The following is a 22,567-nucleotide window of genomic DNA, read 5'->3' on the forward strand; positions in this document are numbered from 1 at the left end:
GATATAAATGCTTAAGAGCAATTGATTACTTCTTCCAGGGCGGTTGCTCGGGGAGATAGGTTTCAAATTCCGCAATTACTTTGTCCATGTAAGCTCCGCGGAATTCTCCGGCGAAGAATTTGTCGAGGGCTTCGTTGTTGAAGCGTTCCCAGCTGGCTTCTTCGTGTCCGGGGTTAATCGGATAGAAGCAGGCACCGACGGCCAGAGCCGCTTTCATGTCGCCGGGGGCATCGCCAATCATCAACATCTTATCAGGTTCGTAGCCGAGGGCTTTGGAGGCGGTGAGGATTTCGGTTTTATTCCCGGCTTCCTGACCACAAATTTCCGCGACATATTGTGAAATATCGTGCTCAGCCCACTCGGTTTCCAACGCTCCCGTTGGAGTAGCTGAGCATACGATGACGTCGGCTTTTTCTTTCATCTTTTCCAGAGCTGACTTCACACCAGGAAATGGTGGAACGCCCGTGACCATATCGGCTACGGTTTCATCGACTTTAGCCGACCATTCGTAGCAGAGTTTGAGATCAGCATCACCTGTCTTTTCCGATTCCGGCTTGATCGTCTTTGTGCCCAGTTTCGACTCCCGACTCATCCAGTCGCGAAGTCCATGCAGTTGAGGCAGTTCGACATTTCGAGCCTCAACTTCAGGACGATCCTTGAGCATATCGATCGCCATCAGATAAGAGACGAAGCGATTCGCACCACGAGAAGTTGAATACAGGTTCGTGAACTCAGCTGTCTCTCGGGCAAAGCGGGACACAGGTTGCAGGCCGAAATATTTGATGAAGTTTGGGATAAAGCACTCCTTGTGCTTAATCTCCATGGAATCGAACGCACAGCCATCAGAGTCGACACCGACGAGGTAGTCTTTAGTTTTAGAAAACGTAACGGTCATTGATTAGAGTTCCACAAGTGTTTGAATAAAAAAGGCAGGACCGTTTTTGCGATCCTGTAATTGTTGATTAACGATCCGCCTGAGGGACGTATTTATCCAGTTTCTGATCCGCAAAAATCGGCTTCATGCGGGCCAGTCGAATGCGACCATCAATCACCGGAACGCTCACCCAGTTATCGCCGATGAGTGGTCGGGCGTATTTAATAAAATCGTCCGTCACATCGGTTCCACAAGGCGTGATCCATTCCTGAGGGAAGTGACGTTCGCTGTTAGCCACTTCCGGTAGCGGAGCTTTGCCGTATTCAATTGTGTAATTTTCACGATCCGCACGCAGGATGGAAGCCATGTAACCATGCTCGCCATTGGCAGCTAGCAAAGCCGCTTTCTGACCGACGTAATACGACTCAGCCAGATCGACATTGGAAGCGTGCACGATATCGTTTCGCTGATGAGTACCGGAAACATTGCAACGGGCTTTGCCTTTAACGGCCAGCGGCTTTTCGTTCAGGGCATTAACCAGCATTTGACCGACAGTGATCTTACTCGATGAAAGCATCGCGTGGCCGAAGGAATCGCGAACGACGAATTCCTCGGGAATTTCCAGCCCATCAATTTCCAGACCTTCACTGACCACGACCATCGCCCGGCCGTGTTCTTTGAGTGTCTTATTAATGTTCTCGCGAACTTCTTCGATGTTGACTTTTCGCTCAGCCAGATAAATCTGCAGCGGCATTTCCCGATTTGGATCGGCTAATCGAGCGGCAGCCGGGATGTAGCCGATTTTTCGGCCCATCGCCTGCATCACGAGAACAGGATCAGCCGGGCAGCTGCCGTTGTTTTCTTCATTCGACATCTGGATGTAGTTACTCCAGTAACGGGCAGTACTGCCGTAGCCTGGTGTGTGGTCGATCAATTTGAATTCGCTGTCCCCGACATCGTTATCAATCGTTTTCGGTCCGCCGATGCCGACCACATCGAGCCCACGTTCGCGAGCGACATTGGCGACTTTGTTGGCGGTATCCATCGAATCGTTTCCGCCAATGTAGACGAAATAGCCGATGTCGTGAGCTTTGAAGATTTCCATGATCCGGTCGAAATCTTCGTTCTGATGATCTTTGAGCTTATAACGACAAGTTCCGATCGAGCCGGCAGCGGGAGTTGTGCGGAGCAGAGCGATTTCTTCGGGACACTGATCGGTCAGGTTAATCAGTTCTTCTTTGAGCACGCCTTCAATGCCGTGCCAGCCACCGTAAACAGTGCCGATTTCCGAAAGTTCGCGAGCCGTCTCAACAATTCCGCGCAAAGTATTGTTGATAACCGGAGAGGGTCCGCCCGACTGGGCGACAATCATGTTTTTTGCCATGGGAGATTTGTCTCTCAAGGATGGGATAGAGGTTCAGATAACGAAAATACAGAAGACGCAAGCAAGTCAACTCAAGCGGCAACTGGTAAGACCAGTTGTATTTGCAGATTTTCCTCGAAAGTACACGCGAAAAGGCACAATTTCAAGGTCAGTTCGGTCAAATTATGAAAATTATTTGATGAGCTCAGGGTGTCGGCAATATCAACTCTGGAAAGCTGGCCGATTTCGAGCCGGGGACTGGACTGTTTTCAGGGCCATGGAAGGTGAAAACCACGGAACACTTCGTTTCTGCCGAGTAATTTCGCGTCGCGGCATGGAACATGAGTGCATGAAACAGCAGCAGGTCTCCCCTTTCGAGTTCGACGGTCTGAACGGTTTCAAACAGCGGCTGATTTTCAGGATGATCGGCTGCCAGGAAGCGTTTATCGTTCAGGCGATCCGCTCCGATTGTCATCCGATGCGAACCCGGAATCACTTTCAGACAGCCGTTTTCCAGGCGTTCCTGCCCCAGTGCGAGCCAGGCATTCACGAGTTCTCCATTCTGAAAATTCCAGAACCGGGTGTCTCGATGCCAGCCGGTATCGCTGCTGAACTGAGGTTGTTTTGTCATCACACAGTTGTGATGAGCCAGCGGACAGGTGACTGGCGAGCCGACCAACTGAATGAGCAGCTCTACAAAGGGAGGATAACAAACCCAATCCTGAAACACGGGATCCCGCGAGAGAGCCTGACGAAGCCTGCGGACGGTTTGACCGCCGGGGGCTTCGAGAGAATCGGGAGAGCCGGGATAGTTCACATCCGCTTCAAACTCGATCGGTTCCCGCAATGTCTCGACGTCCCTGCGAGTCACTTCACGCATGCGGTCGACAAAAGAGGCGGGCACAAAATTATTCAGAACCAGAAACCCTTCTCGCTCAAACCGAGTGGCGAGTGATTCTGTTGTCGTCTGAGTTGAAGTGCTCAAATCAAAAGATCCTTCTTCTTATCAAATATAGTGGAAATCCAATACAGGATCTGATCGAATGTAAACACATCCAGCCAGCGAAATCCCCGCGTGAACAGGTATTATTACTGATTTCATCAAAAGGGGAACTGAATTCCACTTGGCTGATTGCCGTTTTTTGTTACAGTATTCATAAGTAGAGTGACATGACAGCGTCAGGTTCGAGCAATTTTCAGGTTCTGAAGAAAATTTCAGGCCGACTTCTTAAACTTGTCTGATCAGTCACCGCTTCGTCCGAATGGCTTTATTCGTTGACGAACCCCACGGGTGATTTCCCACACGATTTGTATCAGAGAGAAAATTCTCTCAACTCGGAAGAGATTCTATCAGTTACCGGAAAGGATTGGCATTTTATGGCCAAAGAAGAGGCCATTGAGGTCGAAGGAACAGTTGTCGAAGCATTGGCGAATACGCAGTTTCGCGTTGAACTGGAAAATGGACATCTTGTCATGGCACACGTCGCCGGCAAGATGCGGAAGCACTTTATTCGAATCGTCCCCGGCGACAAAGTTGTTGTCGAAGTCTCCCCGTACGATTTGAATCGAGGCCGTATCACGTTCCGTGAGCGTTAAAATGTAGAACAGGTTTACTGCCTGCTGCGAACAATTAATATGAAAATGCTTTTGACTGACGTTCTACTGTCAGTCAATTAGACTCAGCCTGCCCATGACGTCTCCCACCACACCACCCGACGATACCCCTCAGGTTCTGCTCTTCACCGACGGAGCCTGCAAAGGCAATCCCGGAGTCGGCGGCTGGGCTTACATACTCCGGCACGTCGCAACGGGTCAGGAACGGGAAGATTCCGGTGGTTTGGCAGTGACGACAAATAACCAGATGGAATTGCAGGCCGTCATTGAGGGTCTGCAGGCTTTATCACGTCCTGTCGCTGTCGAAGTGATTACCGACAGTCAATACGTGGCTAAAGGTTGCACCGAATGGATGATCGGCTGGAAGCGAAACGGTTGGAAGCGAAAAGTTAAAGGTCAGCTCAAACCCGTTAAAAATGAAGAGCAATGGAAAGCACTCGATGCTCTGCTCAATAAGCATCGAGTCAAACTGACCTGGGTCCGCGGACATGATGGTCACCCCGAAAACGAACGCTGCGATGAACTCGCAGTTGCTGCTGCCGAGGCATTGCGGTAGGAGATTTGTGATCCGGCAAGACTCATCGATTCTCCTTTTGGTTCATTGTCATTATTCACAAATTCCTTATAGATTATGAATTGAAGTTTTCGTGGCTTCCGGGAATACTCAGTAGAGATTTCAACATTTGCCTCAGGGAGCAGCCATGAACGACAACATCACTACTGTTTCGTCCTCAGAAATTCGTCTCTTCATTTCCAAGGTCTGGTGGATTGTCTTACTAAGAGGTGTTCTGGTTACGCTGCTTGGGATTTATGCCTTGTTAAATCCGGGGCTTACCCTGGTTGTCTTCACGCAAATCCTGGGAGCCTTCATTCTGGTCGATGGTGTCTTTGCAATCGTTGCTGGAATTTCGGGATGGACAGAATCTCGTGGATGGACTTTGGCTCGCGGTGTTCTCGGAGTGCTGGTCGGCATATTTGTGTTCGCCCACCCGGCAGTGGTTGGAGCTATCGCAGCATCAGTGCTGATCATTCTGATTTCGGTTCAGACTGTGACCAGTGGCGTTCTGGAAATTATTGTCGCCATTCAAAAGCGTAAAGCAATTCAAGGCGAAGGCTGGATGATTTTTGACGGTGTAATATTAATTCTGCTCGGTTTCTTATTGTTTCTAACTCCGTTTTTCTGGGGCCTGATTCTGATACGTGTTTTCGGAGCCTTTGCCATTCTGTTTGGTGTGATCGCAATTGTGATGTCGTTTCGGCTTCGAAAATTAGGGCAGAATTCAGAATCTCAGGCTGACTGAGTGGCCTCCTCATTGCTTGAGGAAGGTCTGAACTAGCCACAGATTGGACTGAATTGTTGACGTATTACGAGTTCTTCATCGAAAATTCGCAGTTTGTATAACCGACATAACCGGCTATGGCTCGGAATTGATTTGAGGAAATCAGGCGAAAACAACATTCCTGCTTGAGTCAAACGGGTCGATCAGCCATGCTCGGATGTGTTGCCAAAACGCAACATGGATCGCTGCGGTGGACATCACAAATGTTTGTCTATCCTGACCTGTCGTGCTTTTAAGATGACAATCAAAGCATAACAGAACTGCCGCGACACTCGTCCTCCGTGCTACGTTCGAAAACATTTCATACAGGTTTTGCCCCATGGCTTATCCACCAACTTGGATTGAAGACTTTGTTCGTCAACTGGCGTACAGCATTTTTCCTCAAGATTTCCCAACTCCACTCGGATGTCATTACCATCAGGAAGGAGATTGCTGGGAGGTGGCCGTGTTCCCGTCCATGAGACGCGTTTCCGGTCGAGGTTTTGAGGAAGAGTCACTTGCAACTTCCGCATTCTCCTTCGATGTTCAGCAATCGCTTGCCCTGTTCGAAGAGTTGCATCATCTCGACTGGGTCACTGCTCCCCGTTCCGAAGAGAACGAAGCCGGACCCCATTTGCTGTTCGAGGGAATTGCATTGGGCGAACCAGTGTTGATTCGCGTCTGTGCTGAAATCCCAACTCGCTTCCAGTCCGATCCGGACTTAATCGTCCAGGCGACTTAATCCCTGTTATCCCGTATTCAAGGTGCCCAGATTCTTTCGGGGCTAAGTTGCCGTAACATTTTCTTAGGTGAATCCAATCTCCAAAGAAAAATTCTAGTGGACTTCGTCCATCTAACTCATTGAAATCAAAGTCACTTGGGACTCAGTCTGAAGATATTTTGTTCACTTTCCTAAAGTAATTCACAGCCGGACAGATAAGCACTACTGAAATAATATAACCATTTAGACAAAGTAATAGTGTTTCGGCTTCCCATGAACTTCTTATTCCTGATCTGAATAGCGGACTGTGATTTCTTTATCGTGCCCCTTACTGGCATCCACGATTCGGGTTCTCTCCTTGAGTTCAATTTCTTTCCATTGAAATTCTTCTGCTGGGACCGTTTCGTTGATGGAATGCCATTCGACTTCGATAATTGTTCGATCATCATTCTTGTGTTTAATCAGTTCGCTCCGCACCTGAACCATAACCTCATTCACGTTTTCCCAATCCGTTAACATCGACCAGGCGGGCTGTGGGTTTACTTCGGGCTGATAATAGAGAAATGTTTTTTCTGATACATAGCCTTTTTTATAATCCATAATAATTTCTCGTTCATAATGAAATTTCTCAGAAATTATACGGAGTCTCTCTCGTCCTTCATCGGTTTGGTCAGTTTTAAATTGAAAACTTCCATCGAGTAATCTGTAAAAACCCTTTTTAAGCTCAGGATAAGTTCTTTTCGACAGTTCCACTCGTGAGGCAATCCCCAATGCACGAGGATCGATAAATTCATGCGGGCGAATGTTTCCACGGGCGTCGGTTGGAGGTCTAAGTCCCATGGACTTATGATGGGGAACATATTGAACAACCAGATCTGGGGTTTCGATCCAAATGTTGGAAAGGGTGGGGTCTGTTGAATTATTCGCTTTCGCTTTTAGTGAGCCATGGTCCGCATCAATAACCAGTTCAATCGTTTGCAGGAGTTGTTGCTGACCATCAGGCAACACGTCAAACTCTGAAACCGTGCAGCGAGCTTGCCGAATTTTATCCCGCTCGACCCAGATCGATGAAAACAATAACTGTGCAGACTCATCGATCTCAAAAGGTCCCTATTCTACCTTCACGTTCTGAGCTGAAGCCGTTCTGAAATCCAATGAATTCATCAGTAAGAAGACGGTGACCACAGTACGACATATGCCCAAAATATTAAAACCGGAAACTTGCATGTGACGCCTGCTCATCTACCCACAACATAGAAAATGGGACTAATTGAATATTTGCATGAATAATAACTTAGGCAATATCTATTTAATTTCTCGCGGGTAGCGGATGACCCATAATGCGGATCGTCCTTTACAACTGACGATTCTTATACTTCTCGCTCGCCTGGGTCAGAATCTTGCGTTCTTTTTTCGTCAGGCTCGATTCTCCCTGCTCGTTGATCTTCTGCAGAATGCGATCGACCTCGACATCCAGATTCGTGTTGTCGTCTTCCCGATAGATTTTCAGGTTCGATTTCCCCCGCAGCGGATTTGTTTTTAGTCCACTGAACGAGCCTGTCAGGTTCGAGAGTCGGATCCGGTTGGTGTAATAAATGTAGGCAAATAAGCCTCCGCCAAGGTGAGCCATGTGAGCGACATTCCCGCCGGGGTTATTGCCACCCAGTTGCACCAGCACCGGATACAGATCGACAATCACAATAAAGCCGGCCAGCCAGCGCATTTCGATCGCGATCAGACCCCACAAATACACCTTTTCTGTTGGGAAGTGCAGCGCGTACAAAATCACGATCGCCACCACGGCTCCCGAGGCTCCTAATGCTGGGGAGGTATCCCGCAGAAACAGAGACCACAGGACAAAGCAGAGTCCCGCAAAAATCGCTGACGTGCAGTAAAAGAGCGTAAACTCTTTGCCGCCATACATCGATTCAATTCGCCGTCCAAAGAAGTAGAGGATGAGCATATTGAACAGAATGTGAAACAGCGAAAGAGGGTCATGCAGAAACGCATACGTCAGTAATCTCCAGACTTGACCATGCAAAACAGCAGAGGAGCTTAAATCAAACCATTGAGTGAACTGCGGAATCAGAATCTGGCCGACAAACACCAATCCGGTAATCAAGATCAACTTTTGCCACACCGGCCAAGGGGCAGTCGAACCGTAACTTCCTCCGCCGCCATAACCCGGCTGGTCTTCGCGAATATAATCCCGATTATTTATGCCCATTCTTACACCTGAAATGAAAAACATGAGACGATGTTACGCTCATGTAAAATTGCTCAATGATTAGAAATCCAACACGAGATGCCTCCCGTGGATGACCCTGGAAAGACAGGATTTCCCCATTCTATCCAAGACCACCACTTCCGCTAAGACGAATTTTCACCCGGAATTTTCCCAATTCCATGTTTGGATGGTGAAATTGAGAGCCAATTTGACCATTTTACGCGAAAAACATCGACAGATCATCAAGTCTTTATCGGAAGTTCGATCTTATTTAGGATATAATCATTCGTGAAAGCCATAAATCAAGGGTGGCGGGGGCGCTCTCGATGAGAAGCCCCCGAAACGTAGAACTTCAGGGGCTTCCGCTAAGCGGAGCGCCCCCGCCACCCCAAGTTGGTTTTGATAGGAATCAGGTTACGTTAAGTGCTCTAAATTAATAGCCACTTTTTCTCAGATGAATTAATCCAGCAGATTTGAATCACAATGAGATTCCAAAAGCAAAACATTTTCGTTCTCCTCAGCCTGACGTTATTCATCCCAGCATTCACCTCGGCTGAGGAACCAACGGCTGGGGAAAAACTGTTCGCCCTGCAGGTCAAACCGATACTCGAAGCCAAATGTGCAGGCTGTCATGCGGAAGACCCGGACGATTTGCAGGGGGGCTTCGATCTCCGCACCCGGGAAGCAATGCTGCATGGTGGCGAAGTGTTTGGCGAGGAAGTCGTCCAGCCGGGCGATGCCACCGCCAGCGAACTGATGCCCCTCATCCGTCGTGAACTTGAGGGGATGGAAATGCCTCCCAAGCAAGCCGACAAATTGACCGAAGAACAGGTCTGGGCGATTCGAGACTGGATCAACGAAGGGGCTCCCTGGCCGAATGAGGATCGCGTTGCCGAGATCTATGCTGCCCATGCCGAGGGAATCACCATGCCGACGAGTGGCGGCTTGAGTGAATCCTGGACCAATCGGAAATACAAACCGGAAGACCTCTGGGCCTTTCAGCCGATTCGAACAGCGTTCCCGACATTAAAATCAGCTGCCGAAAATCCAATTGATCAGTTCATTGCTGCAGGTCTTGCAGAAAAAGGTCTCGAATCGGCTCCGATTGCCGATCGACTCACCTTAATCCGTCGAGCCACCTTCGACTTGACCGGCTTGCCTCCCACTCCTGCTGAGATCGAACAATTCCTCAATGATAATCGCGATGATGCAGCCGCTTTCGCGGCTCTGGTCGATCGCTTACTTGAAAGCCCCCATTACGGCGAGCAGTGGGGACGTCACTGGCTCGATGTTGTCCGCTATGCGGACAGCTCCGGCTTCGCCAACGACTACGAACGACCGAACACCTGGCGCTATCGCGATTATGTCATCCGCGCCTTCAACAACGACAAACCCTACGATCAATTCCTCAAAGAACAACTCGCCGGCGATGAACTGATCGTCCAAGCCGAGGCAAACGGAAAACCGCTCAGCAAAGAACAAGAAACAGAGTCCCTGATTGCTGCCGGTTTTCTTCGCATGGGCCCCTGGGAACATACCGGCATGAGTGTCGCCAAAGTGACCCGCCAGCTCTTTCTCGACGACATCACCGATACTGTCGGCCAGGTTTTTCTCGCTCAGCCGCTCCAATGTTGCCGCTGTCACGATCACAAATTTGATCCGATCCCTACCCGCGATTTTTATTCGATGCAATCGATCTTCGCGACCACCCAGTTCGCCGAAGTTGAGACCGTCTGGCTGCCTGAAGAAAATCTGGCCGGCATGAACGAAGACAAGGCCTACCACAAGAAGAAGACGATCGCTAACGCAGAAATGCTCAAGGAAGTCAATCGCCAGAAGGCAGCAGCCGAGGCTGCCTGGTTCAAAGAACAGGGATTGCCATACAAAACACGTTTTGAAGCAAAAAAAGCAGGAGCGAAAGACGACGAACTCCCTCCTCCAACAATCATCACTCCCGAACAATATGGCCTCGAACGGATCGGCCGCAAATGGGAAAATCGATTTTCCTGGGAGATGGACCGCTATCAGCCAATCGCCTACACCGTCTACAACGGCAAGACCCGAGTCCCGAAATCCAACTACAATCGTATCACAAAACCAAACAATCCTCTCAAAGACGGCACGCTCGAACAGACCGCCATCCTCGGCGGCGGCGACCCCTTCTCGCCGACTGTGCCAGTCAAACCAGATGTCCTCAGTGCCGTTCCCAATGGATTGAAATTCGAAGTTCCCGATGAAATTTCCGGACGCCGTACCGCTCTGGCTAACTGGCTAGTCTCGCCGGGCAACAGCCTGACTTCACGAGTCATCGTCAATCGGATCTGGACGTTCCACTTCGGACGTGGCATCGCCGGCAACCCGAACAACTTCGGAGCCACCGGTAAAAAACCGACTCATCCCGAACTACTCGACTGGCTCGCCACCGAGTTCGTGAGTAACAACTGGTCGATCAAACAATTGCATCGCAGGATCATGAATTCGGAAGCGTATCGCCGAGCCAGTTCTCATCCCAATCCCCAGCAGGTTGCTGAGTACGATCCCGAAAATCAATCGTATGCCGTCTTCCTGCCACGCCGACTCGAAGCCGAGGAAATCCGCGATGCCATGCTCGCCGCTTCCGGTGAGTTAAATCTCGAAATGGGTGGTATTCCGATCCGGCCCGATATGAATCTCGAAGCGGCTCTGCAACCCCGCATGATTATGGGCACCTTCGCTCCCAGTTATGTGCCGAATCCCAAACCGGAACAACGCAATCGGCGTTCGATCTATATTCACAACCTCCGCGGACATCGGCTCCCATTCATGGAAACCTTCAACCAGCCCGGCTCCGAAGTCTCCTGCGAACTCCGCGATCAGTCCAACATCACCCCGCAGGTCTTTGCACTGATGAACGGCCAGGAATCTCACGACCGATCTCTGGCCTTGGCAATTCGACTGAAGCAAGAAAACTCTTCGGACACAGAAATCATCAAACAACTCTACCAATTCACTTTTGGCCGAGAGCCAGCAGCCGATGAAATCCAGGCGGCTCTGAATCACTGGGAGCAAATGAAAACCGTTCATCAGAAAACCGAGATCACTCCCGTGGACTTCCCAACGGAAGTGGTCCGCGAAGCCGTCGATGAAAACTCCGGCGAACCGTTCTCCTTTACAGAAAAACTCTTCGCCTACGAAGATTACATCCCCGATCCACACCCTCAAACAATCGACATCAGCACCCGAGCCCTGGCCGATATTTGTCTGGCGGTTTTGAATGCGAATGAATTTATTTACGTATATTAAGGAAGGCGGAAGGTTGAAGGCGGAAGGTGGAAATGGTTGAAAAGCCTTTTAAAGATTTATCTCAAAGAACAAAAGAATTTGAACTGAGCGCTATCTTCACGACATGCATCAAAAACACTCGAAAGAAAATGAATTCGAAATAAGCCATAAGGCACAGTTTTTTAAGAAACGTCATCATGAATCATAAATTTCCTCCTTCCGCCTTCAACCTTCCGCCTTCTCGCCGCGACTTTCTCTACTCCCTTTCGGCCAGCCTCGGCTCCGTCGCTTTCTCCTCGATGCTCGCTGAAGCCAACGACAAGGTGAGCGCCAAAGGACCGCACTTCCCGGAAGCCAAAGCCAAGCACTGCATCTTCCTTTACATGGAGGGTGGCCCTTCTCACATTGACACATTCGATCCCAAGCCCAAGCTGAGCGAACTGCACCTGCAGGAATTCAACCGTAGTGGAGAGCAGCAATCGGCCATGAGCAGTGGGAAGCGATACTACGTCGAAAGTCCGTTCAAGTTTCAGAAAGCGGGCGAAAGCGGAGCTGATATGTGCGATCGCTGGCAGCATCTGCCTCGTGTCGCTGATGAGCTCTGCTTCTATCGCGGCTGTCAGGTGGAATCGGTCAATCATCCGACCGCCAACTATCACGTCAATACCGGCAACCGCTTCGGTGGCGATCCATCTCTCGGCGCCTGGGTCACCTACGGTCTCGGCAGCGAGAACAAAGATCTCCCCGGCTTCATCGTGTTGCCCGAACTCGCTTTCCCTCAGGGCGGAGCCGCCAATTGGTCGAACGGATATTTACCAACCGCTTTGCAGGGCACGCCGCTGCGTCCCAAAGGTTCGCCGATTCTCGATATCTCTCCCCCTGCTGGAGTCTCTCGCGAGCATCAACGCAAGAATCTCGATTTCCTGCATCAACTGAATGATCTCCATGCACATCGACATCCGGAACATGCCGATCTATCCGCTCGCATGAACAATTACGAACTCGCCTTTCGCATGCAGATGCAGGTTCCCGAGGCTCTCAATATCGATGGCGAAACCAAACAGACGCTCGAAAACTACGGCATCGGCCAGCAGCCGACCGACAACTTTGGCCGCCGCTGCCTGCTCGCCCGCAAACTGGTCGAGAAGGGCGTTCGCTTTGTGCAGGTTTATGCGAGCACCTGGGACTCGCACGACTATATCGCCAAAGCTCACGGAGCCCTCATCCCAACGGTCGACCAGCCAATCGCCGCACTCATTGAAGACCTTCGTGAACGGGGCCTGCTCGACGAAACGCTCATTGTCTGGATGGGGGAATTCGGCCGCACGCCCGATAACGGAGTCCGCGGCGGTGGACTCGCCTACGGCCGCGATCACAATCCCGATGCCATGTCGGTCTGGCTCGCCGGCGGCGGCTGCAAAGCAGGCCACACCATCGGAGCGACAGATGAAATCGGCGCGACAGCCGTCGAATACGTGCACCACGTCCGCGACCTGCACGTCACCCTCCTCAAACTCCTCGGCCTCGACGACAACAAACTCACCTACTACCACGCCGGCCGCTTCAAACAACTCAGCCAGTTCGGCGGGAAAAGTATTGAGGAGTTGATTGCGTGATTATGGTCAGTGGCATGAGTATGGGGACACGCAACAACATATCAGGAAGTGTAAAATTTACTTCTACTTTAGAATGTCCTGAGGAATTATGATATTACGAATTGCTAGCCCAAATAACGTGAATTAAAACATTGACATTCAATTGAATAATTGAGATGAGTACTTCCAAACTATTAATCTGGCTTGATGACGAAAGAGATCCAAAAGACTCTCGCTGGGAATCATATTTTCCAATCAATGATCCAGATGTGATATGGGTTAAATCCTATGAAGAATTTGTAGTTTGGATTTCCAGTAAAGAGTTTCCAGATGCTATATGTTTCGACCATGATCTTGGCGATGGCCCCAGTGGTTACGACGCCGCTAAATGGCTAACCCAACACTGTCTTACAAACGGACTGAAATTACCGTTGTGGAACATTCAGAGTGCAAACCCAATCGGCAAAGAAAATATCGTATCCTTACTCAAGTCCTTTGAGCGGATAATGGAAAGCCAATAAATAGGAATTGTGAAGTTACGTTCTGCTTACCGACTCAACTCTCATGCATAAACCGTCGCCAGCGCTTTCGGCTCATTCAACAACATCTCCAGATCAATCTCGGCAATCGAATCAACAATCAAATCCGGTTGAAAAGCGAATTGTTTGAGGTCGCTTTTCTGGGTGCCGCCGGAGAGGACGAGGACGGTGTGGTAGCCGAGTTGGACTCCGCCCAGGATGTCGGTTTCCATGGTGTCGCCGATGATGGTGGTTTCGTCGGCTGTCAGATGCAGTTCCTTTCGGGCGGCTCGCATCATGATCGGGCTCGGCTTGCCGACGCTGAACGCTTTGATGCCGGTCGCAGATTCGATCATCGCGACAATCGCTCCGCAGCCAGGCCGTAAACCGAATTGCGTCGGGCAGTTCGGATCCATATTGGTGGCGATCAGTTTGGCTCCGCCGATGACCAGATTGCACGCGCGTTCCAGCATTTCCATCGTGAAGGTGCGGCCTTCACCGACAACGACATAGTCGGGATGCGACTCGACAATCGAATAGCCGACATCGTGCAACGCATTATGCAGCCCTCCTTCGCCGATGACATAAGCGGTGCCGTGTGGTTTGCGATCGGCAAGAAAACTGGCAGTCGCCATCGCACAGGTATAAACATGATGATCCTCGACCGGAATTCCCATCCGGCGAACTTTCGTGGCGACATCCCGCTGCGTTCGTTGAGAATTGTTCGTGAGAAACAAAAACGGAATCTGCTTGCTGATCAGTTCCGCCACAAACTCATCGGCTCCGGGAATCAACTGATTGCCTCGATAAATTACTCCGTCCATGTCGAGTAACAATCCGTGCGACTGGTAGGGCATCGCTTTCACCATTTTCTGTTCCTAAACATCATTAAGAATGCGGCTGAACCATTTTCAAATGGTTTCTGCAGTCGCATGGTGGTCAAATACTGCAAATCACTGTATTTGCTCCTGCCATGTGCTGCAGATAATTATTGAAAGTACGCTAAACCGCGGGGGGAGGGAAACGTTCAACAGGATCTGATCATCTGAGCGAAGGAAGGAAACAGATGCTTATGTGTCAAACGGAGGGAGTGAGCGCCAATCCATTGCGCAGTTTTTCTGAAATCTGCTAATGAAGATTACCTAGCAGAACGCGTGCCGAAGTCGCCAAATTGCTGAAATCTTCACAAACCCAGTCCGTCTCTCTGACTTATTATACATATAGAGTGAAAGTCGCAATAAAAAGCGCTGGAGTGGACTCACGGATATTCAGTCCAGAGGAATGAATTGATTATTGACCATGATGAGAAGCTGCGCAGGAATTGCAGCAGAATGCGCAAACGCATATTTAAGAACTACTGTATTGATGCTGAAATCAGGTTAGACTGCACAACTTGAGTGGACTGTTATGTCTGGTCGAGTATCAGGAAATCGATTTGCCAGGTATCATTGTTGATTGATGGTTCATCTCAGGAAACTTCGATACAAATATCAATCGCGTCTTATGGAGTAAACAACGATATGAAAGCTCTCAGCGGTTCAATCATCGTACTTGCGGCCTCCATCCTCATTCTCGGCGGCTCTTACATTCCGCACGGCAACACCCGACTTTTCCTGCAGATGGTCGGTTTAATGATTTGTGCGATGGGCATGTGGGGCTGGTCGGTCAGCCTGAAAGAAAAATAGCATCTTGCTGCACGACTTCCTGATTTCAATATTCCTCTACAAAAAAACAAAATTATTCAAACAGCTGTTCTCTCTTTTCGTACTGTATTTATCTCTGTGCTGATTTCTCAGTTTACAGAAGATCCAATCGTGGCAAGACGTCCCGGAGTCATTTCATAATCGGGCCTCTATTAAAACGTCTGCTTCCCCATGAATATTGTCATTATCAATCCGCCGCACACGGCTATTGGCAGCCGAATCCCCCGCGAGCATTTGCCGCCTCTCGGCCTGCTTTCCCTCGGCGGACCGCTTCTCGATGACGGGTTTTCCGTTCAACTCATCGATGCTGAACTCAAGCCGATGTCTCTGTCTGAAATTGTCGACGAAGCCGAGCGTCTGCAGGCTGACACCATCATGATTGGTCACTCCGGTTCCAGTTCCGTCCATGCCACCGTGCTTGAACTGTGTCATCAGCTCAAAGCCAGATCTCCCGAGCTGACCATCATTTACGGCGGCGTTCATCCGACCTACTACTGGGATGAAATTCTCGCAGAGTGCAGTGAAGTCGATTTCATCATTCGCGGCGAAGGCGAACAGACCTGCCTCTCTCTGATGCAGGCGATTCGAGATCATTCGCCGCTGGATCAAATCAAAGGGATCGCCTATCGCGAAGAGGGGGAAATCTGTGCGACACCCGATGCCGATCTCATTCGTAATCTCGATGACTACCGCGTCGGCTGGGAATTGATCGACCATAAAAACTATTCCTACTGGGGCGGCAAGCGAGCTGTCGTGGCTCAGTTTTCGCGAGGCTGTCCGCACCTGTGCAACTACTGCGGCCAGCGTGGATTCTGGACCGTGCGGCGTCATCGCGATCCCGTCAAATTCGCCAAAGAACTCGCCCGCCTGGCTCGCGAGGAAGGAGTCGAGCTGATCAACTTTGCCGATGAACTTCCGACCGGCTCTCGCAAAGCCTGGAAAACATTTCTCGAAGCTCTCATCGCGGAAGATGTTTCTCTACTCCTCGTCGGCTCTACCCGCACCAGCGATATCGTTCGCGATGAGGACATTCTGCATCTCTACAAAAAGGCGGGCGTCATTCGGTTTCTACTCGGCATTGAAAGTTACGATGAAACCACGCTCGCAAATATTCAAAAGGGAGGCTCGACCAGTACCGACCAGCGGGCCATTCAACTCCTGCGACAGCACGGCATCCTTTCGATGGCGACGTATGTCATCGGCTTTGAGGAAGAGCGAGATCGCGACTTCCTGAAATCTTTTCGGCACCTCGTTCATTACGATCCTGACCAGGTCCAGCTCCTGTATGCCACGCCTCATCGCTGGACGCCGTTTTATGAGACAGTCGAAAATCGTCGAGTCATCGAAACCGATACCCGACGCTGGGACTATAAACATCAGGTCATCGCCACCCCCGGCATCCCTGCCTGGCGAGTCTTCTGCTGGTTCAAACTGATCGAAGTGATGATCCAACTCCGCCCGAAAGTCCTTAAACGGATGTTCTTTCATCGGGATCCCGATTACCGTCACGCTATGCGCTGGTACACCCGCATCGGCCGCCGTGTCTGGTTCCATGAAGTCTTCGAGTTCCTCTTCAAAACTCGCCACCACAAGGGAAACCTGACCCTCAAACAATTCCTGGGAACGAACTTCGCCGAACGGGAGTATTCGATGAATACGAAAAAAGATGCTCCGGAAACTCTGGTCAGTCTCAAAAATTGAATCTGCTGGACCAGATACTTCACAACATCCGCTGCCAGAAGCCGACGTCAATCCATTGATCGAATTTGTAGCCGACCTCTTTGAAGTGAGCGACTTTCTCCATGCCAAACTTTTCATGCAGAGCCACGCTCGATTCATTCGGCAAGGAAATCCCGCCAATGGCCACATGAATCCCCAATTCTTTCAGCTTTGCGAACAACTCCTCATACAGCTTCGAGCCAAGGCCCCGGCCGGCGTATTTCATATCAAGATAGACAGTCACTTCGACCGTATATCGAAAGGCGATCCGCGTTCGAAACTGACCCGCATAAGCATATCCGGCGACCTGCCCTTCAACCTCCGCCACCAGCCAGGGCAGATTCAAAGCCGCGATGTCAAACATCCGCCGAGACATCTCCGCCTCTGAAATCACCTCTTCTTCAAAAGTGATGATCGTGTTGGTGATGTAATAGTTATAGATCTCAACAATCGCCGCCGCATCCGCCGATGTTGCCAGTCGTACTATTGGCTCGGAAGCATTTGAATTCGCCGTCATGGGGACTCCGATGCAAAGAAAATAATAAGAAATATTACCAATGTATAAACACTAAGGACTTTGCTTACGGTATCGAACGATGATCACTTCACCGTCATAGGTCAGTTTTGTGAGTTCATCCTGAATGATTTTGAGAACCTTATCTGCTTTCCCGCCACCTGAACCGGCTCCGATTAAAGGCATCGCAATCGATCGGAATTCTCGTTTCGATGCAATCGCAACGGCATTGCGAACAGAATTACGGATGGATATTTCTGAAGATCGCCATAGCAAATTTATGCCAGCGACATGAATGATGGTTTTGAAGGGGAGTTTGCCTGCTGAAGTTTCCACCGCTTCCCCTAGTGGTATGGCTCCCATGCGCCCCAGTTCTCGAAATGGTTGCAACCCAGCTCGCTTTTTGATGGCTCCAGAAACTCCCTGCGGGATCAGTAGCCACCAGGGAATGATGTTTCGATTCCAGGCATTCACAATCGCATCCACTTCCTGATCCAGCAAGTCTCCTTCAACCAAAGTCACTTTCATCAGGCCTCAAATCCTAGAACGAAACGATTCAAAAAAACCGAGTGCCACCCCACGCCGTGAACTCTGTTTTAGTCCTGTCGCAAATCTCATGTGACACAGAGTTTGGTCTCTAACCCCCATTCTCTTGCCGAACGGAGTCGGCAGTGCCACATCCAAACATACCTCACGACAGCACCCTCCATGTTTCTCTCCTCCAAGAGGCCCTGTTCTGGTTGTTATCCAGTTGCGACTTCTCGGCGGACTGCAGGAAGAAACAGTGTACTTGGACACCCCGACTGCTGGCCAGTGTGGCTATGCTTTGGGTTTGGTCGGACGAATCCACTCTCTCCGAACGTTTCGAGAACTCTCGCAAATCGGACTGCGGATCGAAGCCATATCAGCCCGTGTGGCGGGCAGTTATCAGTCCTTTCTGAAACTGATGATCCACTGAAGTGGACTGTCGCTAGGCACAATCAGGATCGCCTGCCGGGAGAGAATACAGGCCGAATTTCCCGAACACTGAAGTATTAATTCCATTGGCATATTTCGCGGTAAGTCCTGTGTTTACCTCGAATCCTATGCGGCTGAAGATTTTGCAGTAAAATCATGCAAGCTGTAATACACTTGATCGTCATTTTGTCGCTCTCGCCAAGGAGCAACTCAGGCAAGATGCTTTTACGGATGAGAGTCAGAAACTATTCTCACCCTCAATAATCAACATCAATCATGTGAAGGAAGTTACCCGTGAAGCATTTCTGCGTTCTACTTTACCTACTTACAATGGTTTCGTTCGTAACCGCTGATGAGCCAGTGCGAGAACGCATTGAGTGGATCGACATTTGGGTCACAGATGCGGATAAAGTTGATCTTCCCAGAGTTCTGTTCGTGGGAGATTCGATCACGAGGGGATATTTCGGAGCCGTCGAAAAGCATCTTGCCGGTAAGGCTTATTGTGCCCGACTGACCACATCGAAATGTGTGTCGGACCCGACATTCAATGACGATCTCCTGCAGTTGTTAAAGCAGTACAAGTTCTCAGTGATTCACTTCAATAATGGTCTTCACGGCTGGGGTTACACCGAAGATCAATATCGAGATGGTCTTTCAAAAACGGTTGACGCTCTGAAGGAACATGCTGGTGACGCCAGGTTGGTCTGGGCGACCACGACGCCTGTGCGTGAAAAGACCGACTTGCAAACCTTCGCCGAACAAACAGATCGAGTTATAGTTCGGAACAAGCTCGCTGCTGAGATCGTCACGGAACAACACCTTTCAACGGATGACCTTTTTGAACTGGTCAAGGACCATGGCGACTGGCAATCCACGGACGGAGTTCACTTCAACGCAAAGGGAAATGAAGCATTAGCGAAGCAGGTGGCTGAAAGTGTTGCTGGATGTTTATCTGAGTAGGAGTCTTGGCTGGCAATGACTGATTTAATTTTACCTGAACTCTGGGTTCATCAAACTTTGGAAGAATGAGATGTTCGAAGGTGTGATGGTATATGAACAAATCGAAACAGATCAACAGTTTATTTCAATTTCACTTGTTTCATGACAACGTGCTCAATGGTGGATTGATGCCACTGAGCTTGTTGATGTTGTTCTTCAGCCCGATCCTCGCCTGTCGATGAAACTCGGGCTGTGCCGGAAATTCTGGAAGAATCTTCCCAGTGAACTCTCTGACTTTTAATCACGTATCTTTGCTGAGCGTCGAGAAGAATAAATTGGGGCCAGTACAAGAATGGGATCGAGTAATGCGAAACGGGCCGAAACAACAACGTTGAGTTCGGCCCGCAAATTTCACCTTTGGGAAAACAAGCTCCCTACGCTGGTCTCACGTTTTCGGCACATGGACCTTTCGGTCCTTGACCTGCCGTGAACTCTACTCTCTGTCCTTCATGCAAATCGTCGAAACTCGCGCCTTGCACACTTGAAGAATGAAAGAACAAGTCTTTTGAACCGCCCGTGTCGATGAATCCAAAACCCTTGTCAGTTAGTCGTTTGATTGTGCCTTCTGCCATGTGTCCGTGTTCTCAAATGGAGTGTTGGGAAAGATGCTGCTGACCGGAACATTACCGGCTGCTAATCATCTGATTGCTTAAGTGTAGCAATAATTGGTCTACAACGTAAGTAGAATGGTTGTCAAGCCTTCAGAAAATACAGCAAAGCAGTACTCTGTCTATTCCAAAAAGTCGTGTGAGTTCAACATCGAGGAGCAGGCAAACTGCCTGCGGAATAGCGATTTGAGGGCGACATTTAAAGCTCGACAGAGCAGGGTACGCTGTGAGTATCGCGGTTGCTCTCCGGTGTTCTTTTTGATCCTGAGGGATTGTGCCAGGTTGCTGTCCGTCACATCCTCTGTCATTTCGTAGATGCCTTTTGCAACCGAGCGGTGAAAAGAGGATGGAACTCAATCATTGGGACAGTACACATATCGATGGTTCAGCGGATTCTAATGGGTGTCGCCGGATGTGCCTGGGGATCCACTTCTGCAATGGCATGCTCCCAAAATCTCCTCAGTCAAACTCCCCTGCGCCAAAGCTGGCACGGCTTGCTTGTCAATTGCTATTGAAGATCGCCAACTTGAGCGAAATTTTGCTTTTCGCCTCGAAATGAAAACTTTGTAAGAGCTTTGATGGTCCCCGAATTCGGCTGGTCTGATCGGATCGATTGTGCCGATTATCTTGACGGGGGTTCGGGTTGCTATCGAGCAGTTTCTTATCGGGAACGCATTTTTCCGATCATAACTGGCTGGGCTTAGTGGTTCGTCACTGTTTAAATTTCGGGTAGTGAAAGTTGTAAAGCACGACAGTGGAGTGCGTTACAGTTGTTTTTACGTCCAAAATAAAATCCTGAAAAGGACTTAGTGGGGATACGAATCGTGGCGCTTCGGCAACATCTGCGAATCGAAAAAACGCGGAGGACGTTTTATCAAACGCTCTGCGGCATCTATTCTATTTCGTATCGGATTGGACCATTGAATATCACTCCTGCGATCGTCGGTACGATTTTCATGGCTACCGGAATGGGTTTGCTCGATGCGGCTGAGCTGAAATCATCTTCCCCCTCTTACGGTGCGACAGAGCAGGCACGAGAAAGCGTCGGCAGACTTCAGACATTTGAAGCGACCGGACAGGAGATGAAAGCGGGTGATTCCGAACGGGACAAGCAGATCGAAAAGATGCTGCCCAACTTTCGCACGATTCGCAGCGGAGACTCTGACCGCAACCTCAAAGGACAAGCCATCAATCGCTTGAGTAATGTCCGACTCACTGCTTCCGGGCGTGAATCGGCGAATAAGATGATCGAGGAAATGAGCTTGTATCGTCGGCTTCCAGAGATTCGCTTTGAAATTGATCCAGAAACCTACGACTATTTTATCGCAAACCCGGATCTTGTCGTCGGCATATGGCAGTCGATGGGGATCTCGGCCATCAATCTGAAAGAGAGTGCCAAATACCAGTACGACATGAAAAATGTCGATGGAACTGAGTGCAAAATCTATTACATCAAACGGAGCCAGAACACAAATATCGTGTTCTGTCAGGGCGAATTTCAGAGTCCGTTTCTGAAAACTCCAATCACCGCCAATGGGTTAGTCTGCATTAATGCCCAGTTTGAAAAGCAGCCTGACGGGACGACTTTTGTGCGACACTCTGCGGATGTGTTCGTCTCATTCCCGAACGTCGCGATCGAAGCAGCCGCCCGATTGATTTCACCTGTGAGCAATTATATTGCTGACCGAAACTTTCAGGAAATCAGTCTGTTCATGCACTCGATGCACCTCTCGATGACACGACAACCGCGCTGGGTTCAGGATGTCGCCGGCAAATTGAATGGCGTGATGCCGGATCGGGTGGCCGAGTTGAATCGCATCACACTCAAAGTCTACGGAGCCGAGCAGGAACGTCTGGCTTTACAGTTTGATGATCGTGAAGTCCCGCTGCCGATCAAGTAGAGATTTGTATGGCAATAATTCGCTGCCAAAACGTGTAGTAACTTACGCACGATCAATTAATGAAGGAAACGACCGTGCGTGACTGGATGCTGATGTTGATTGCAGGACTGGCCGCTGCGGTGATTCCGTTTCAAGCTGTTGTGAATGGTCGATTGGGACGTGCATTAGAACATCCGCTTTATGCCGCGTTTTTCTCTTTCCTGGGCGGCACAATTGCATTAACAATTCTTGTACTGGCAACAACGCCCGGTATTCCGTCCTGGCCAAAAGAAAACCCGACCCCCTGGTTCTACTTTATCGGGGGACTCCTCGGAGTTGTTTTCGTGACAACGATTTTGATTGTCACGCCTCAAATCGGTCCTGCCAATGTTCTGGCTGCGACTGTGGTCGGCCAGTTGACGATGGCGATCATCATCGATCATTTCGGAATTTTGGGCGTGCCCATCATCCCGGTTTCACTTCCACGCCTACTCGGTGTGCTCATGCTTTTTGGTGGTCTGCTATTGATCCAGACTCGCTGAAACATCGTGCAGGATTATTGAACATCTAATGATAACCGCCAAGACGCCATGAGTTTTAAGAACGATAGGGGGGCCTTCGTGGTTATTAATGATTATTGATCTGTGTGATGACTGGCGGGAAGTTCATTCCAAAGCCTGTTGAACTTGCCAGTC

Annotated in this window: 22 protein-coding genes; 13 read left to right on the forward strand and 9 right to left on the reverse strand. The window is 49.8% G+C overall.

All coding sequences use genetic code 11. The annotated features are described in order from the left end of the window. Positions 1-25: 25 nt before the first annotated feature. From Pan54_RS19970 to Pan54_RS19980, 3 genes are all read right to left on the reverse strand, one after another. Positions 26-895 carry an HAD family hydrolase gene (locus Pan54_RS19970; protein WP_146505160.1) on the reverse strand — a complete coding sequence of 290 codons (870 nt, stop codon included), beginning with the start codon at positions 893-895 and terminating at the stop codon, positions 26-28. Positions 896-962: 67 nt separating this feature from the next. Continuing rightward, the gene (locus tag Pan54_RS19975; protein ID WP_146505161.1) at positions 963-2,258 is read right to left on the reverse strand and encodes a diphosphate--fructose-6-phosphate 1-phosphotransferase; all 1,296 of its coding nucleotides are present in this window, start codon (positions 2,256-2,258) and stop codon (positions 963-965) included. A 184-nt stretch (positions 2,259-2,442) separates the two neighbouring features. Continuing rightward, the gene (locus Pan54_RS19980) at positions 2,443-3,222 is read right to left on the reverse strand and encodes a phytanoyl-CoA dioxygenase family protein (RefSeq protein WP_146505162.1); all 780 of its coding nucleotides are present in this window, start codon (positions 3,220-3,222) and stop codon (positions 2,443-2,445) included. A gap of 392 nt (positions 3,223-3,614) precedes the next feature. Between Pan54_RS19980 and infA the strand changes: the two genes are divergently transcribed. The 4 genes from infA to Pan54_RS20000 all read left to right on the forward strand — a co-directional run bounded on the left by infA (position 3,615) and on the right by Pan54_RS20000 (position 5,912). Then, entirely contained in the window at positions 3,615-3,833 is a 219-nt protein-coding gene (gene infA, locus Pan54_RS19985; protein WP_146505163.1) for a translation initiation factor IF-1, read from the forward strand. A 94-nt stretch (positions 3,834-3,927) separates the two neighbouring features. Beyond that, positions 3,928-4,407 carry a ribonuclease HI gene (gene rnhA / locus Pan54_RS19990; protein WP_146505164.1) on the forward strand — a complete coding sequence of 160 codons (480 nt, stop codon included), beginning with the start codon at positions 3,928-3,930 and terminating at the stop codon, positions 4,405-4,407. A 145-nt stretch (positions 4,408-4,552) separates the two neighbouring features. Further along, positions 4,553-5,152 carry an HdeD family acid-resistance protein gene (locus tag Pan54_RS19995; protein WP_146505165.1) on the forward strand — a complete coding sequence of 200 codons (600 nt, stop codon included), beginning with the start codon at positions 4,553-4,555 and terminating at the stop codon, positions 5,150-5,152. 358 nt (positions 5,153-5,510) lie between these two features. Continuing rightward, the gene (locus Pan54_RS20000; protein ID WP_146505166.1) at positions 5,511-5,912 is read left to right on the forward strand and encodes a hypothetical protein; all 402 of its coding nucleotides are present in this window, start codon (positions 5,511-5,513) and stop codon (positions 5,910-5,912) included. Between the two features lie 261 nt (positions 5,913-6,173). On the opposite strand, the gene Pan54_RS20005 is transcribed toward Pan54_RS20000, so the two are convergent. Beyond that, positions 6,174-6,968, reverse strand: coding sequence for a hypothetical protein (locus Pan54_RS20005; protein WP_146505167.1), 795 nt, complete (start codon positions 6,966-6,968; stop codon positions 6,174-6,176). Positions 6,969-7,245: 277 nt separating this feature from the next. Next, positions 7,246-8,118 carry a rhomboid family protein gene (locus Pan54_RS20010; RefSeq protein WP_165441877.1) on the reverse strand — a complete coding sequence of 291 codons (873 nt, stop codon included), beginning with the start codon at positions 8,116-8,118 and terminating at the stop codon, positions 7,246-7,248. Positions 8,119-8,601: 483 nt separating this feature from the next. Here Pan54_RS20010 and Pan54_RS20015 point away from each other — a divergent pair, with 483 nt between their 5' ends. From Pan54_RS20015 to Pan54_RS20025, 3 genes are all read left to right on the forward strand, one after another. Further along, a complete protein-coding gene (locus tag Pan54_RS20015) occupies positions 8,602-11,400 on the forward strand; it encodes a DUF1549 domain-containing protein (protein WP_146505169.1) in 2,799 nt (932 codons plus the stop codon). Positions 11,401-11,678: 278 nt separating this feature from the next. Next, positions 11,679-12,995, forward strand: coding sequence for a DUF1501 domain-containing protein (locus tag Pan54_RS20020; protein WP_390621954.1), 1,317 nt, complete (start codon positions 11,679-11,681; stop codon positions 12,993-12,995). 155 nt (positions 12,996-13,150) lie between these two features. Next, positions 13,151-13,495: a cyclic-phosphate processing receiver domain-containing protein gene (locus Pan54_RS20025; RefSeq protein ID WP_207310190.1), complete on the forward strand. Its 345-nt coding sequence runs from the start codon at positions 13,151-13,153 to the stop codon at positions 13,493-13,495. Positions 13,496-13,536: 41 nt separating this feature from the next. Here the strand turns inward: Pan54_RS20025 and Pan54_RS20030 are convergent, their stop codons facing one another. Then, positions 13,537-14,361, reverse strand: a complete 825-nt coding sequence (locus Pan54_RS20030) for an HAD-IIA family hydrolase (RefSeq protein WP_242631376.1) — start codon at positions 14,359-14,361, stop codon at positions 13,537-13,539. A 651-nt stretch (positions 14,362-15,012) separates the two neighbouring features. On the opposite strand from Pan54_RS20030, the gene Pan54_RS25935 reads away from it, so the two are divergent. Next, positions 15,013-15,177, forward strand: coding sequence for a hypothetical protein (locus tag Pan54_RS25935; RefSeq protein ID WP_165441878.1), 165 nt, complete (start codon positions 15,013-15,015; stop codon positions 15,175-15,177). A gap of 189 nt (positions 15,178-15,366) precedes the next feature. Continuing rightward, positions 15,367-16,896 (forward strand): magnesium-protoporphyrin IX monomethyl ester anaerobic oxidative cyclase, encoded by a 1,530-nt coding sequence (gene bchE / locus Pan54_RS20035; RefSeq protein WP_146505171.1) that lies wholly within the window; start codon positions 15,367-15,369, stop codon positions 16,894-16,896. Between the two features lie 19 nt (positions 16,897-16,915). On the opposite strand, the gene Pan54_RS20040 is transcribed toward bchE, so the two are convergent. Beyond that, a complete protein-coding gene (locus tag Pan54_RS20040) occupies positions 16,916-17,431 on the reverse strand; it encodes an arsinothricin resistance N-acetyltransferase ArsN1 family B (RefSeq protein ID WP_207310191.1) in 516 nt (171 codons plus the stop codon). Between the two features lie 51 nt (positions 17,432-17,482). After that, a complete protein-coding gene (locus Pan54_RS20045; protein WP_146505172.1) occupies positions 17,483-17,956 on the reverse strand; it encodes a macro domain-containing protein in 474 nt (157 codons plus the stop codon). A 256-nt stretch (positions 17,957-18,212) separates the two neighbouring features. Between Pan54_RS20045 and Pan54_RS25940 the strand changes: the two genes are divergently transcribed. After that, positions 18,213-18,386 (forward strand): hypothetical protein, encoded by a 174-nt coding sequence (locus Pan54_RS25940; RefSeq protein WP_165441879.1) that lies wholly within the window; start codon positions 18,213-18,215, stop codon positions 18,384-18,386. 293 nt (positions 18,387-18,679) lie between these two features. Further along, positions 18,680-19,345 carry an SGNH/GDSL hydrolase family protein gene (locus Pan54_RS20050; protein WP_146505173.1) on the forward strand — a complete coding sequence of 222 codons (666 nt, stop codon included), beginning with the start codon at positions 18,680-18,682 and terminating at the stop codon, positions 19,343-19,345. A 413-nt stretch (positions 19,346-19,758) separates the two neighbouring features. Here the strand turns inward: Pan54_RS20050 and Pan54_RS20055 are convergent, their stop codons facing one another. Next, positions 19,759-19,956: a cold-shock protein gene (locus Pan54_RS20055; RefSeq protein ID WP_146505174.1), complete on the reverse strand. Its 198-nt coding sequence runs from the start codon at positions 19,954-19,956 to the stop codon at positions 19,759-19,761. 860 nt (positions 19,957-20,816) lie between these two features. Between Pan54_RS20055 and Pan54_RS20060 the strand changes: the two genes are divergently transcribed. Then, entirely contained in the window at positions 20,817-21,893 is a 1,077-nt protein-coding gene (locus Pan54_RS20060) for a hypothetical protein (protein ID WP_146505175.1), read from the forward strand. Between the two features lie 59 nt (positions 21,894-21,952). Next, entirely contained in the window at positions 21,953-22,414 is a 462-nt protein-coding gene (locus Pan54_RS20065; RefSeq protein ID WP_146505176.1) for a DMT family transporter, read from the forward strand. Positions 22,415-22,567: the final 153 nt, after the last annotated feature.

It is taken from the genome of Rubinisphaera italica, assembly GCF_007859715.1.
Lineage (GTDB): Bacteria > Planctomycetota > Planctomycetia > Planctomycetales > Planctomycetaceae > Rubinisphaera > Rubinisphaera italica.